Genomic DNA, 14,794 nt, shown 5'->3' on the forward strand with positions numbered 1-14,794 from the left:
AAAAGAATTGTTGCGAACTAATAGGACTTGAGGAAATTTGAAGAGGGCTTGGGTTTGCGATCGCTACAAGCGTAGCTCAAGCGAAGTAGTGACGTGTTAACCAGTTGCTGACGCACTTTTGTTAATGGATGTAAGCAACCCTAGATCAGGTGTGAGAAGCGTATCCCTAAGGAGTATGCTTCTCGCAACTTGCTTGTCTTACAGCTGATTTAGAACTGCTAGGTTACACAGGGTTAGGGATCTCTGAACAAGTGTTCAAGCAAAATGAAAATATATCTTATACCCAATCACAGCAAGATTACCGCAGGTCTATAAACGCTGACATTTGGTGGTTAGTCAGTACTAACCAGTACTGAAATAATATGAACTCGATTGTCGATCGCTAGACGTTGTAGATAAATTTGCGTTATCCTGATCAAAACTCCTCAAGTCCAAACAGCAATGAAGTAGTATCCCGAAGCCGAGCACCCAACAGAGTCGTTTACTAAATAGTTGAAATCAGCCGGGCTCTCGATATGGCAAAACAGACGTGAGCTAAAATCACTCTCTGCTCTGGCTTCTTAAGCTTTTACACAACGAATATCGCTACGCTATCAGCACTCTTGCAGTTTTATTTTGTAAGGAGGTAGTGGATGTCAAACGATCGACAGCCCTACTTAATTGCTGAGAACTTGAGCTATGAACTGAATTCCACACATCTTTTTCAAGGGATTCATCTCAGTCTCTCAGCAGGTGACCGAGTTGCCTTAGTCGGCTCCAACGGAGTCGGCAAATCAACATTGCTCAAACTTTTGTCAGGTGAGTTTCCACTTAGACAGGGATCAGTAGTTCGCAATGGTTCAACCTATTATCTGCCCCAGATCAGCACCATTCGAGAGTCCATTCAATCAGAGTCCATTTTTAATTTTCTTAACGCCATCTCTAACGAGTGGTGGGAGATTGAACAGATTCTCGAAACGATATTTAGCACTACTCTAGATCTGTCGCTGTTAATCCAAAACCTGAGCGGTGGAGAGTTGACCAAATTGCTTCTAGCAGTGGGGTTAGCGCGATCGCCCGATCTCTTGTTTCTGGATGAACCGACTAATCATCTTGATTACCTGTCACTCGAAGAACTGCGGCAGTTCCTTTGCCAGTTTCAGGGTGCATTTGTGATTGTCTCGCACAAACCTTTCTTTCTAGATCAAGTGACCAACACAACCTGGGAACTCACACCTGAAGGATTGCAAGTTTATGGCGGCAATTATTCCCTATACCGGGAACAAAAGCAGCTAGAACACTCAGCACGAATGCGATCGCATGAAACTGCCCGAAAAGAACTCAAACATGCGAAAACGTCTGCCTTGCGCGAACAGGAACGAACCGCTCAATCGAGCCGCAACGGTCGCAGGCGACAGCTGAATGGCGATATGCCACGCATTGCAGCAGGAGGTTTAAAGCGGCAAGCCGAAGCAACGGCAGCAACGTTGAAAGTGAAACACGATCAGGCGATCGCGACTGCAGTTCAGAAAGTTGCAGCGACCAAAGTGAGAACACATAAAACAACCAGCATTCAACTAGAGGGAAAAAGTCAAAAACACAGAAATTTAATCGAGATCAATCAGGCAAATCTTTGGGTCGATCATCGTCTGTTGCTCAAAGAGATTCAGCTTCAGGTTGAGAGTGGCGATCGCATTTCGATTGCAGGTGTTAACGGTTCCGGTAAATCCTGTTTTGTGAAAGCAATTGTGGGGATTGAAGCAGCCCTAGCTCAACTTCAGGGTAATGTTCGACTCGCGCAGATGCAGATTATGTATCTTGATCAGAGCTATGAGTTTGTCGATCACACTCAAACGGTTCTGGAAAATATGCAGCGGGCAAATCCGGCTCTCAACTATCAGCTATTGCGGCAACAGTTGGGACATTTTCTGTTCTTCAATGACGATGTATACAAACCTGCATCGGTGTTAAGTGGTGGAGAATTGGCGAGATTAGCGATCGCCATGATTACCATCTCAGAACTTGATCTGCTGATTCTCGATGAGCCGACCAACAATCTTGACATTACAACCGTCGATCAGATCGTTGAAGCATTGAACGAGTATCAGGGCGCACTTTGGGTGATTTCACATGATCTAGATTTCTTAAGTCGGATCAACATCACCCGATCATTTCGTCTAAAGCACCAAACGTTGCAGCAAACAATGTATCTTCCCAGTGAGCGATCGCACTATTACAACGAGCTTCTGGAGTGTGAAGACTTCAATGGAGATGAGTAGCAGCGCTAGTTTTAGAGGATTGAGAACGCGACTCATTGGCTCATTGACCTGACTGACAAAACGTGAAGAGGAGGAAGGTTCAGTTTACCTAAAAGCCTAAGGATGTTCCTAGCTGGCGACTGCGTCCGTAAGCAATGGTCATCGCCATCAGCACAATGCCTAATGGGGTAAAAATCCAGCCGGAGTGAGTTTGCTCTAAACCAAACCCTAGTCCAGCCCAGGCAAATGTAGAAACGAATTCCAGGAACCCTAAAAGTGGGTCGCCTTGAACGTTTTGTCGTCGCTTAAACAAATCAGACAGAGAAATGGGACGGGAATTCCACAGGCGCAAGACTGCCGCACTGGTGGTAGCGCAAAGGAACACAAATAGCGGTGCCAGCCACGCTTCGCCTTTCACAATGAGTGTGATAAACAGGGGAGACAGCAACAACCAGACCGGAATTAAGGCAGCTAGTAATTTCAGACGGCGCAGGGTGGCACTGTTCACCGGAGAGGCTTTGAGCAGATCGGCAGCTTCTTCACCAGAGACACAGATTTGGGTGAGGGACTGAACCAGGGTGCTGCCCACAAAGGTGCTAACGGTGGCCACAAAGGTGGAAAGGGAGGCGATCGCCACCCCCATATCTCCTCTCGACACAATCACCAACGCTGGAATCAAAAACAAGATTTGCAAAAAGATATTGGAAATCAGATAAGGATTGCGCCGAATAATGCGCCACTCTTTGAACAAAACCACACGGTTAAACCCACTGGTAAAGCGTGTGGACTGATCAGGACGAAGCTGCCGCTGCTTGCGGGTCATCGATTGCTGCGTTCCTGCAACGAAGGAGCGGTGCAGCGTTTCTACGGTGAGCCACGCCAGTAAGCCACTAGTCAAAAGCGTCAAAAGTGTGGCGATCGGGTCCAAGAAAATCGTTTTAGCAGGAAACCAGATCAGGCTGTCTGCCCCAAGCAGGCTACCTGTACGAAACCAGTCCTGCACCTGCAGCCAAAATGCTCCGCTTGCCCCGCTGATCCCGTTGATCGAGTCTTGACTTACCAGGTTTGGCAGTTGAGCACCTAAAAATACGATGGCGCTAAAGAAAACGGTGAGAACCTGAGCAAAGACGCGTGCCCGTTTTGCGCCAAACAGCCGCACCAACAACAGTGACAACAGCATCGATAGGCTGGTAGCGTAAAGGCTGATTCCAATTAGAGCTGGATAAAGACCGAGTAGTCGCGGCACGCCCACAAGAATTGCAATCAGACTAACCGGCACAACCAGCAAGCAAAAGCCCAGGAAAGTTTCAACCACCACTCCCAGCAAACGACTCGCAAAAACAACTTTGCTGGAAATGGGCGAAGCAATTAGCAGATCCAGATCACCCCGATCAAACAGGGCCACAATACTCTGACCCATTGCTTGAATGAAGGCGTAGAAAAATCCGACCAGCCAAATCATTACAGCCGCCCATACAGCAGGTTCAGGAATCGTGTCAAAAGAAACCTGCTGCCGCACCGGGGACAGAGCAAACCAAGACAGGGTAAATAGCACCGCTATCAATAGCCCAAACGCAAACGCCAGGGCAATCAACAAGGTTTTACTTCTCATCTCACGCCACCACAGGCGCAACTCATGCCACAGCAACCAGGGTAAAGTACCGACTTTCATCCTCTTTGCCCCTCTGGTTGCGGGTCGTTAATGTCTTGGCTCTGAGTTAAATCTAAAAAGACGGTTTCCAGAGTGCCACCTATTTCACCGCTTTGCATCCTCAGTTCGTCTAAAGTGCCTTCTGCAATCAGCTGTCCGTGATTAATGATGCCAATCCGCTGAGCCATGCGTTCGGCAATTTCCATGATGTGGGTCGTGAGAATAACGGTGTTGCCCTGCCGTACATAGTCTGCCAGCATATCTTTGACCAGGCGAGCAGCAGCAGCATCCAACCCAGACAGCGGTTCATCCAGAATGATGAGTTGTGGCTGGTGAATGAATGCACCCGCTAGACTGAGTTTTTGTCTCATCCCGCGAGAGAAAGTTTCACTCAGGTCGCCTCTCACGTCCCACAGGTTAAGCTGTTTTAGCAAGTCTTGGGCGCGAGTTTCTGCCTGAGTTGCAGGAATTTCCCACAGACCTGCCACAAATTCTAGATATTCCATTGGACGCAGTTTGCCGTAGAGCAGCGGTTCGTCTGGCAAGTACGCTAAAACCCGCTTTGCAGCGCTGGGATTTTTGGTGATGCTGTGTCCTTGAATCAGGGCGTCGCCGCTGTCTGGTTGAAGCAGTCCAGCAACCATTCTCAAGGTGGTGGTTTTGCCCGCGCCGTTTGGCCCTAGCAGGGCGTAGAGAGAGCCTTGAGGAATCTGCAGGCTGAGGCGATTGACGGCTTCATGAGTGCCATAGCGCTTGCTGAGTGTGACTAGTTTGAGGGCAATTTTCATGCGAGGAACCTGTTGAAGCGGTAGACGAGCTACGAGGTAATGGTGACATATTTAGGTAGGAGCAGGGCGATCGCCAAAGTAAACGTTACGAGACACACGGCGCATCGGAGCTATACACAAGAACGGTTCAACGAATCGAGAAATTGCTGAACAGCCCTACATTGCGGAAAGAACGTTGAAAATTCATGTAACTCACTTTTCGATCGCTTGAATCTACGACATCGTGCCCAAGTGATTCACGCTAACTCAGTCTATCGAGTAAATTGAGACCAGCCAATTGCCCCAAGAACGATTAGGTTTGCTGACCAAAACAGCAGCATGAGCCACAGCAAGCCAAGCAGTCCGCGATCGCGATTACTCCTCTTTTCAGCATCCGCTCTCATCAGCTGTTGCCCCTGCCATAGTTGCCAAACGCGAAATGCGGTGTAGAGCGAACCAATGATGAGTACTAGACCAGAAGGAAAAACGCCACTAAGAATTTGCTCAGTGATAATTTGAATGATAAGAACCAATAGATAAAATCCCAGGATTGATCTGGCTCTAGGACGACGCAGGTGAGCCAAAAATGAAATTCCAGGCAGGATCAATCCAATCACGACCGCAGCCTGAAGCCAAATCCTTATGAGGTGCTGCTCTGTCTGACTGTAATTGAGTTCAGTTGGAATAGGCAATACATTTGCTTCGAGCAGCCAACCGCCCAATAGAATCAGGAGTGTGGCACTGACGATAAATGAAAGTGTTGTTTTCCAATCCATGATGATTGTTTCTAACTGCAACATTCTGCCATCAGCAGTGGCTCATTCTTGCATACCTTCTATGTGACCTGTCTACAACTGGAGAAGCTCCAACTTCCACTGGAAGCTGGAGCTTGTTATCAGCCGTCACTCAGCCAGAGCTTGGTAACGAGAAACCACCAGTTCAAAGTTCAAATAACGTTATAACGTTTCTCTAAAAAGAGGCTATAGATGGAAAGGCACCCCGTTCCCATCTGTAGCCCTAATTTTTGGAATTGATATTTAGATGGTGGTGAAAACTGCCTCTACCAGAGTACTTGCATTTACCTGTCGGAGAATTGCTAGAGTTTCTTCGCCCAGCAGAATTCGAGTGTTTTGACCCGATTGAATCACGGATAGCTGCCCGAAGGTTAAGCCTTCTGTCGGTTCGATTCGGTCTTCGCTAACCTGAAAGTCGCGGATCGTGTCGGTTCCTTCGCCTGCTGCCAGGACAAAGGTGTCGCGACCCCTGCCGCCTACTAATCTATCGTTGCCTAAGCCGCCGCGCAGCAGGTCGTCGCCATTGTCGCCAAAGAGATGATCATTGCCTGCTTCGCCGTGGAGTTTGTCGTTGCCACCTTTACCGCCGATCCGGTCATTGCCTGTGCCGCCATAAAGAATGTCGTCGCCGCCTGTGTTGCCGCCCGTGCTGGACTGGTTGCGATCGCCCCTCAACACGTCATTGCCTGCACCACCATAAATGATGTCGTTGCCCAAACCACCTGCGATCGTATCGTTTCCGCCAAAGCCATTGAGAACTTCATCATCGGCAGTGCCGACCAGGGTTTCTGCATCTGGGGTGCCAACGATGAGGGTTCTAGCAGAGGGATTGCGCGGATCATAGCTGCTGGTGTCGATGTCTAAAGGATTTGGGAAGCTACTGGCGACATTCTTCCAGGGGACAAACTTGAAGTTGCCGCTGGCGTTGACCAGTTCTCCATCGTCTTCAACAATCAGGGCAGGTTCATTTTGCTGATCGTGGACGACCAGCAGCCCAGAGAGGAAGTTGGGTCCAAGCGGTACGTTAATCACGTCTAAGCCGTCACTGCCGTCTACGCTATCGATGCCATTCGCTTCACCCACGATGAAGCTACCCAGGTAGGCGTTGTCACCTTCGCGGCTATAAACGGCAAAGGTGCTGTCGCCCTGGCTGGAAGCAATTAGATAACCCGTACCATTTGCGCCATAGTAGAGAGCCAATCCTTCTACGTCGGCTTCAAGGGCGTTGCCCTCGGGCTTCACTGCGTCGATCAGCACGCCTTCGTCGCCGCCTTCTGGCTCTGCGGAGAATTTGTAGATGCCGACCTGTTCCTGACCGATGTAGAGATAGCCCAGTTCAGCGTCTACAACTACACCTTCAGTGAGGGGATCTCGTCCATCAGTGGGAACGGGAACGGTGAGAACTCGAACGATTTTGGCATCCACTTGTCCTTCGCCGTTGTCGATCAGCTCCAGCTGAGCAATTTGGTTGCCGTCGGACTGGGTGACGAAGGCATAGGCTTTGCCCGTAATGGGACTAATGTAGTTTGCTACCCCGTAAGCGGTTTGTTCGCCATCATCTATGCCAAAGAGGGTTTCCAGAATGTCTGGAGCAGTGATGTTGGTTAACTGGCGGGTTTCTGGATCGATGCGATAGATGGCGATGGTGTCGTTAAGGCGATCGCTAGCGATCGCCAGATCCACCGTTTCACCACCCAGATTAAAGCCATACAGTGTATCGACGTTGTTATAGCGCAGGTCTTCGGGAGAGTCAGGGGCGATCGTTTGTAGCAATTCCCCGTTCAGGTCGTGTACCTGCAAGCCGCCATTCTTGAGCGCTGTGACCACCAGACTGAGCGAAGAGTCGGTTGAATGCACATAAATTGCGGGATCGTCTGCACTGGAGAGAGCTGGCCCGCTGGGCGGTTCCTCGATGTCAAAGGTAGGTGGCGTTTCAACCGTAGGTGCTACGACGGGAATCGTGTCTAAATCCAGGCTTAAGGCGATGAACTGTGTCACCTGAGTGTCGCTGAAGTTATTGTCACTGACCACGATCAGCGATTGACGACCATCCGCCAGCTTTGGTCCTAGCGCCAAGCCTTCCAGGTTGTCTGGCGTGATGCCGAAATCAGCAAAGTCGAGCAGTTCTCGTTTAGAAACGGTTGGGTCAACCTCAAAAGCAACGCCGTCTTCAAATAGCAGGCTGTCTCTGCTGCTAATATCCAGCGCGCCCTGAGTGCTGATTTCATAGAGCTTGACGGTGTTGCCTACGCCTGTGGAGAAGGAGCGCTCTAGGGCTAGCAAGGTGCCGCTGTTGTCGATCGCCAGCAGTTCAACCAAACCATTCGTGCGGAAAGCATCTGCCGGAACAGGCGTTTCAGCGACCGCATCAACTTCATAAATGAACTCCTGCACGGGTTGTCCAATGAGCAGGTCATATTTGATGATGCGGGAAACGCTTTCCTGCTCTAGGTCTGCCGCTGGTCCGTCCTGGTTGAGCGCATTTTCAGTAGCGGTGTAGAGGTAGCGACCGTCGGGGGTAATGGTGGCGCTTTCAAAAGCAAGGTTGTTGCGAATGCCGCTGCTGTTATTGGCGGTGGGGAAGTATTTGTCGGCGATCGCCAATTTCCCAATTTGCTCCCCATTCAGCGAAAACTGATTCACAAACGGGCTAATCAGTCGAGTTGCGTCACCCTCAGAGGAGACATACAGGGTGCCATCTGGGGAAAGGGCAATTCCCTCTGGGTCAAGGCTAAGTTCAGCAGACGGATTGCCTGACTCATCCAGCAGAGTGGTTACGTCTTCAAAGCTAATATCGCCGTCTCGCAGTTCTCCAGCGCTCAGGTCAATCGACAGCGTGTAGAACCGAGCTGGGTTAAATTGGCTGCGATCGTCCGCAATGCTGTAGTAAATGTCGTTAGCTGCGTCATAGGCAATTCCTGACAGTCCGCCAACCTGAGTTCCCTCAAAGGTGAGGGAGGTTGGAAACGTCACTTCTCCCAAGAAATCTACCCCCGCCACCGTTTGTCGATTCCGGTCCGCCGCAGGCTCCGTTGCCAGGTCAACCCACACCAGCCGATGGTCAGAACTGGGAAACGGAAAGTTGCCCACCAACCCAAATTGAGGATCATCGCTAGTTGGCCAAAATACCTGAGCGTCAGTAATCTCCAAATTTTGGGAAGGCAGCACATAGTCAGCCCTCAGATTGCCCGGAGTCGTATCAGCAAAATCTGCCGTGTCAAAGGCAGGATTGTTGGTGTGAGCCGTATTTGCACCACTCTGACGCTCTGATGCATCCACTGCACCCTCGCTGCTGGGTGTGACGCTAGTGTTGATCAGCGGGTTGTTAAGCAACTGGAGAACGGCATCTTCAACGCTGTCGCCATCAAAGGGGTCAGCATTCTGGTCGCCCGCAATCACAAACTTGGAGCCATCCGCCAAGCCGCCAGTATCGCCCGCATCGTCGTAGATGTAATCGCCTTCTCCTGGAGTTATATAGTCTGACCAAAAGCGAATCTCGTCGTGGTTGCGGCGACCGTTGCGGTCTTCCGGTCCGTCAAACACGGGTGGCGTAGGATGGCTGGTGAGAAAGTGAATCGTCTCGCCATTCACCTCAATCGGAATATCCCAGTGACTCTTGGACGAGAGCCGGAATGCCGCTAACTCTTCCGCTGAATACCAGTCGTTTGCCTCCGGCGTGTTGGGGTCATCGGGCAGCAGTGCCCCCGGCATGTCTTTCCACAGGAAATTTTGGAAGGTGCGGACATTCTCAGTGTCAATCGGGTACTTGGAATAAACCACCATGCCATACTGACCGGGAAAAAAGCCAAACCCAAAGGCATCATCTGGCCCGCTCACCCTGCCGTCATTGTTCAGGTCAGAGCCAGAGGGAATGCCCGTGTTGGAGGGCGCGATGTAGTAATAGGGATATTCAACCGGGTCAACTCCGTTTTGGCTGACACCCAGATAGTTTTGCTGAAACAGCTCAGCAGCAGTGCCGCTTTCATCAAAGTCAAACTCGTTGATCAGCAGCACATCCGGATTGGTTCGCTGGATGATTTCTGCGACGGTCTTAGCCTGAGCATTGTCGGGGGTGGACAAATCGGTAACTAGTTCGCCTGCGTTGTTGCGGTTCAGCGAGGCGTTGAACTGGGCAAAACGAACGGTATCGGGATGTACCATGAAAGCTTCCTTGACGAGGTAAAGTTTTATTCCTGGAAATGGAAAAAGCTAGCGGTGTATAGGTTTAGAGGGCTTAAACCGGGTTACCGCTCAGGAAGATATCACCCGCATCTAAAGGCTGGACTATGGGAAGCTTATGGTTTGGGTAATAAGTCCAAAAGAAATTTTCGATTTTTGTTTGACAAATCCGCCTTCTTTCGGCACACTAGATATTGCCCCTAACGGGGGACTGTAGTTCAATTGGTTAGAGCACCGCCCTGTCACGGCGGAAGTTGCGGGTTCGAGCCCCGTCAGTCCCGTAGAGCTGTACAGCGACGCTAGTCTGCCATCGATGACAGACTAGCGTCGCTAAAGTCTTAGTAACAAACTATTTGTCGCTTTCTTATCCATCCGCTTGAGCTCCATTCTTTACTAGAATTGAAAAGAGCAAGTTATTCCGTGATTGCGAGTTGAAGCAAAGAAAATCTAACTATCTCTTACTGTCTCTCCTCAATTCCTTGGCTGACTTTGACGGTCAGATGTTGGAAGAAGCAGTTGGCATACTTAATGATTTAAGAAAATGCTCTAACCCAGTACCGCCTCTTTACACCGACGTGTTTGGTTTACCGCTGTCAGCAACTTGTACTGATTTGGTAGAACGTGTAGAAATCCTGTCTGAGGAGCAGCTTGCGATCGCAAGCTATGCTTTTCAGGTATTTCGCTCTTATGAGCAAATGCTGAGGGTTGACACAACAGAAATGGCTCCTCGGCAAAGGGCAGCGAGTGAAGCGCAGATGGAGCGGGTTCGGCTTTTGATTGAGCGAACGAAGTCAGCACTGGTCGAAGCGATCGGAGAAAGAAATGAAAAATAATTGGGTATAGCAACTCGCTACTGAGCAAGAAGGTCTATCTATAGAGAAAGAGGAGTTGTCCTTGCGGTAGAGTTATCTCGAAAAGTCAGCCGTTACGCTATTAGGCACTAAATCACCTCTAGACTAATAGCCGCAAGGACAAAATTTGGCGATCGCCTAACCCTTCCGTTATGACTCCTCCACTCACTCAGTTTTTTCAGGGAAACTCCCTTTCGGACTTGTTCGCTCAGGATATTAGAGACAGGTATTATGGGCTGCTTTTAAACTATCCCGCAACTGCAAGCTGGGCTGCTTATCCCAACGTGCAAAAATACTTTCTGCAAGATGGCAGCAGTGAAGCCACAAAGACATCCTTTGACAAAATTTGCCAGAAAGAACCCTGGAAAAACCTGGCAGTCCTAGGTAATACTCTTACGGGTGTGGCAATCAGACCCCCTCAAAACCAGCTGATGCAATACTGGCGAGAGCATTTCGGCTTTGATGATACTCATTTGCAGATGATGGATTGCTCAACTTATCTAGATGAGTTGAGTGGCGATCGCCTTGACCAGGTGATTGTCTTATTTCCGTTTGATCGGTTGGCGCATGAAAAGCACGCCGTTAACCCAGATACTCACTACCGCCTGCTCAGTAAAGCTGCGCTTTCTGAGTTGGGGATTCCCTGTCCAACTTATCAAACCTATGAGTTGGATCAGATTAGCCTGGATCAAATTCAGCTTCCTCAACAGTTTCCTTACCTGATCAAGACATCTCACGGACTTTCGGGTGAAGGAACTTACATTATTCGCAGTCACAGCGATCTCAACTATTGCCTGGAAGAATTGCAGAAGTACTTGTCGATCAACTTGTTAAAGACAATCATCGTTTCGGAGTTTGTCAAGCATGAGGTTAACAACTACTGTGCCCAGTTCTATGTGAATAAGCAAGGTGAGATTTCGTTAGTTGGTGTAACTCAGCAGTTAGTTAGCTCCGAAGGGAACTACTTAGGAGGGTTAATCGACTACACCGACGATATGAGTAAGTTCTCCGAAATGATTACAGCGATAGGACAATATGCTCATCAACAGGGATATTTCGGAGTAATTGGCTTCGATATATTAGAAGACCGAGACGGAAGACTCTACGGAATCGATGCCAATTTTCGCATCAATGGTTCAACGCCGCTTTGCTTGCAGCGCCATCAACTGTTGAAGCTGGATAAGGCGATCGCCAAATATTCCAGCGACTACCGCATGGAAGGAACTCTCGACGAAATTCTCACCACACTGAGGCCGCAGCTAGAGCGGAAAGATTTTCTGATTCTCTCGGCGTTGGAGAAGGTGAAATACGGCAAAATTTACACTGAAATTTATGGCATTGTCGCCGGAGAAACGCTCCAGGAAATGCAGCAGATTGAGCAAAACCTGCACGATCAGGGATTGCGCTTAACAAGTTAAAACACCACTTTTGAATCGCTTGAATCGCAGGATTTTTGATTAATGAATTTAACTTATCAAGGTTTACTCACTTTTGTTGTTTTGGCGATCGCCACACTCCTTTTCTCAGTGTCGCTAGATCGATGGTGGCGTGAACGCAGCTATGACCTGGATGGTAAAACAGTCTTGTTAACCGGAGGTTCACGCGGATTAGGTTTAGTCATGGCACGTCAACTCGTCCAGTCGGGGGCACGAGTTGCCCTCTGTGCGCGAGATGAGGACGAGCTAGAACGGGCGCAAACGGAACTAAAGCAAGGGGAAGTCCTGGCAGTAACGTGTGACGTCACCGATCAAACTCAAGTTGAGCAGATGGTGCAGCAAGTTAAGGACCGCTTTGGGTCGATCGACATTCTAATCAACAATGCCGGAACAGATATTGTCGGACCGCTGGATAGCCTCACCATGCAGGACTACGACGATACAATGAAGCTGCATTTTTGGGCACCGCTTTACACCAGTTACGCTGTGCTGCCAGAGATGCGTCAGCGCAAAGCGGGCAGGATTGTGAATATCTCCTCTATTGGCGGCAAAATAGTATCTCCGCACATGGTGGCTTACTGCGCCAGCAAATTTGCCCTAACCGGACTATCAGAGGGAATGCAGACTGAGCTAGCAAGCACTGGAATTGCCGTTACAACAGTTTGCCCTGGTTTCATTCACACGGGTGTGGTTGATCACGCCATTGTGAAGGGTCAGAACCGCAAGGAGTTTGCCTGGTTTAGTATTAGTGACTCACTGCCACTGCTTTCTGCCAGTGCTGAAGAGGTCGCTCAGCGGACGATCAAAGCCCTCAAGCGAGGAGATGCAGAAGTGATCGTGCCTTTTCCGGCTTGGCTTTCTGCCAAATTTGCTGGGCTATTTCCGGGACTCACTGCAAACCTGCTCAGTCTGACAAATCGGTTACTGCCTAAATCTGGTGGAATGGGTCAAGAACGTGCCTTTGGCAGAGATAGCCACTCATCCTGGGCACCTTCCTGGCTGACCGCGTTGAGTAATCGAGCGGCACAGCGCAACAATGAAGTTCCGGTCGCTGAACCCAAAAGCAATACCACGGTGAAGTTGCTCGAACATGAGCAGCACTCCTCACCTACCGAAGCAAAACAGCCATCTGCTGAAGTGACACAGTCTGAGGTGACACAGTTACCTGAAGGATCTACGGTAAACGGAACATCACTCACCGAACAAGTCCAAGTCGGAACATCCTCAGCGGAATTGTCCCCGTAGAAGATTGATCAAATTGGTTTTCCGTTAATCGGGAGTCCTCAGCGTAGGGGCAGTTCGCGAACCGCCCCTACGCTGAGGTTTGTAGCTAATACAAGTGGAAACTCCCGTAATCTCCAGCTATAAATTAGCCATTTACGGAGACTTGAACTGTTGTGGGTGAGGACTTTACTGGAGGAGGACTAACCTTCTGATTGGGGATACCCTCAATCGGGCACTCTTCCGTACCAATGGTCGAGCGAGTAATCGCTTCTGCTTTCTCCTTCGCTTTCTTCGGCTCCAGAACCCAGTCTCGATAGAACTGGTAAGGACATTCCGCCATCCCTTCAGAACCATCACCCGAATTGAGCATTCCGGTGTAACCGCGATGTAGCAGCTTAAACAAGTGATTCTGTGACTGAGAGTTTTTGCGGAAGTCACGAATCGCAAACTTAGACAGAGCAGCATACTGAATTCCCATTTCTTCTTCGCCACACTCACCTAAAGTGCGACCGTCGAAGCCAACTACAGCAGAGTGTCCAAAGTAGCTATATACGCCATCAAATCCGGCAGCATTAGCAACGGCAACATAAACGTTGTTCATCCACGCCATTGCTTTAGACACCATGATTTGCTGATCTTTTGCCGGATACATATATCCCTGGCAGCGAACAATCAGTTCGGCTCCTCTCATGGCACAATCGCGCCAGATTTCGGGATAATTGCCATCATCACAAATAATCAAACTTATCTTGAGTCCCTTTGGCCCTTCTGAAACGTAGGTGCAGTTGCCAGGATACCAGCCTTCAATCGGTGTCCAGGGCATAATTTTGCGATATTTTTGAACGATCTGTCCCTGGTCGTTCATCAAAATCAAGGTGTTGTAGGGAACCTTGTTAGGATGCTCTTCGTGCTGTTCTCCAGTGAGTGAGAAAACGCCCCAAACCTTATTGCGAACGCAAGCTTCTGAGAAGATTTGCGTTTCCTCTCCAGGGATGCTTGCTGCCGTTTCCATCATTTCTTTGGGATCATACATGATGCCGTGAGTGGAATACTCAGGAAAGATCACCAGATCCATTCCCGGTAGACCTACTTTCATCCCGTCGATCATTGAGGCAATGTTCTTACAGTTTTCAATGACCTCTGCTTTGGTGTGCAGGCGCGGCATCTTGTAGTTAACAACCGCAACTCCAACTGCATCTTCACTCGATGAAATGTCGCCGTGGTAAGACATGAGTACCCCCAGTGAGTGTTGTATTTAGAGCTTCTAGTGACCAATGGCAGAGGAGAGCCATAGAAAAACTCTCCTGGATTTTTTGGTACTTCCAGTTGCAAGACTTTAAAGGTTGTAATCTGCTGGAACAGACTGAGCTTGTCGCTGTTTAAGAAGGGCTTGCAACCTCCAAACCAGCGCCACCGGGCTTTGAGCCAGGAAAAAAGGTTTATCTCAATTTTTTGCGATCGCCAAGGCTTCCTCCTCAAGCCACAGCACCTTGAATACAAGTTGGACTCTAAGAATCAGTTGCCTCCCCGTAACCGGACAATCCTCACCACTCGCCTTGTGTTTGCTGGTTCGCTAGCGATTGTTTGCTGGTTCGCTACCGATCAGTTGACGCTCATGAGAGAGCTTTCAACAATCTGGATAGATAATAAAGAGT

At 49.4% G+C, this 14,794-nt stretch carries 9 protein-coding genes and 1 tRNA gene; 5 read left to right on the forward strand and 5 right to left on the reverse strand.

Going from position 1 to position 14,794, the window contains the following annotated elements:
- Window positions 1-632: 632 nt before the first annotated feature.
- Window positions 633-2,258 carry a ribosomal protection-like ABC-F family protein gene (gene abc-f, locus H6G00_RS31790; protein ID WP_190799795.1) on the forward strand — a complete coding sequence of 542 codons (1,626 nt, stop codon included), beginning with the start codon at window positions 633-635 and terminating at the stop codon, window positions 2,256-2,258.
- Between the two features lie 88 nt (window positions 2,259-2,346).
- Here abc-f and H6G00_RS31795 read toward each other — a convergent pair whose 3' ends face one another.
- The 4 genes from H6G00_RS31795 to H6G00_RS31810 all read right to left on the reverse strand — a co-directional run bounded on the left by H6G00_RS31795 (window position 2,347) and on the right by H6G00_RS31810 (window position 9,610).
- Window positions 2,347-3,909 carry a hypothetical protein gene (locus H6G00_RS31795; RefSeq protein WP_190799796.1) on the reverse strand — a complete coding sequence of 521 codons (1,563 nt, stop codon included), beginning with the start codon at window positions 3,907-3,909 and terminating at the stop codon, window positions 2,347-2,349.
- Entirely contained in the window at window positions 3,906-4,676 is a 771-nt protein-coding gene (locus tag H6G00_RS31800) for an ABC transporter ATP-binding protein (RefSeq protein WP_190799797.1), read from the reverse strand. The genes H6G00_RS31795 and H6G00_RS31800 overlap by 4 nt, the downstream gene beginning before the upstream one ends.
- Before the next feature lie 251 nt (window positions 4,677-4,927).
- Window positions 4,928-5,431 (reverse strand): hypothetical protein, encoded by a 504-nt coding sequence (locus tag H6G00_RS31805; protein ID WP_199318836.1) that lies wholly within the window; start codon window positions 5,429-5,431, stop codon window positions 4,928-4,930.
- Between the two features lie 261 nt (window positions 5,432-5,692).
- Window positions 5,693-9,610 (reverse strand): phytase, encoded by a 3,918-nt coding sequence (locus tag H6G00_RS31810; protein ID WP_190799799.1) that lies wholly within the window; start codon window positions 9,608-9,610, stop codon window positions 5,693-5,695.
- Between the two features lie 225 nt (window positions 9,611-9,835).
- Between H6G00_RS31810 and H6G00_RS31815 the strand changes: the two genes are divergently transcribed.
- The 4 genes from H6G00_RS31815 to H6G00_RS31830 all read left to right on the forward strand — a co-directional run bounded on the left by H6G00_RS31815 (window position 9,836) and on the right by H6G00_RS31830 (window position 13,160).
- A tRNA-Asp gene (locus H6G00_RS31815) sits at window positions 9,836-9,909 on the forward strand.
- A 198-nt stretch (window positions 9,910-10,107) separates the two neighbouring features.
- On the forward strand, window positions 10,108-10,461 hold the full coding sequence (locus H6G00_RS31820) for a hypothetical protein (protein WP_190645346.1): 354 nt from the start codon (window positions 10,108-10,110) through the stop codon (window positions 10,459-10,461).
- Between the two features lie 170 nt (window positions 10,462-10,631).
- On the forward strand, window positions 10,632-11,897 hold the full coding sequence (locus tag H6G00_RS31825) for an ATP-grasp domain-containing protein (protein WP_190799800.1): 1,266 nt from the start codon (window positions 10,632-10,634) through the stop codon (window positions 11,895-11,897).
- 42 nt (window positions 11,898-11,939) lie between these two features.
- A complete protein-coding gene (locus H6G00_RS31830) occupies window positions 11,940-13,160 on the forward strand; it encodes an SDR family NAD(P)-dependent oxidoreductase (RefSeq protein ID WP_190799801.1) in 1,221 nt (406 codons plus the stop codon).
- Window positions 13,161-13,284: 124 nt separating this feature from the next.
- Here H6G00_RS31830 and H6G00_RS31835 read toward each other — a convergent pair whose 3' ends face one another.
- Window positions 13,285-14,370, reverse strand: a complete 1,086-nt coding sequence (locus tag H6G00_RS31835; RefSeq protein WP_190799802.1) for an aliphatic amidase — start codon at window positions 14,368-14,370, stop codon at window positions 13,285-13,287.
- Window positions 14,371-14,794: the final 424 nt, after the last annotated feature.

The sequence above is a fragment of the Leptolyngbya sp. FACHB-541 genome, from assembly GCF_014695875.1.
GTDB lineage: Bacteria > Cyanobacteriota > Cyanobacteriia > Elainellales > Elainellaceae > JAAUTN01.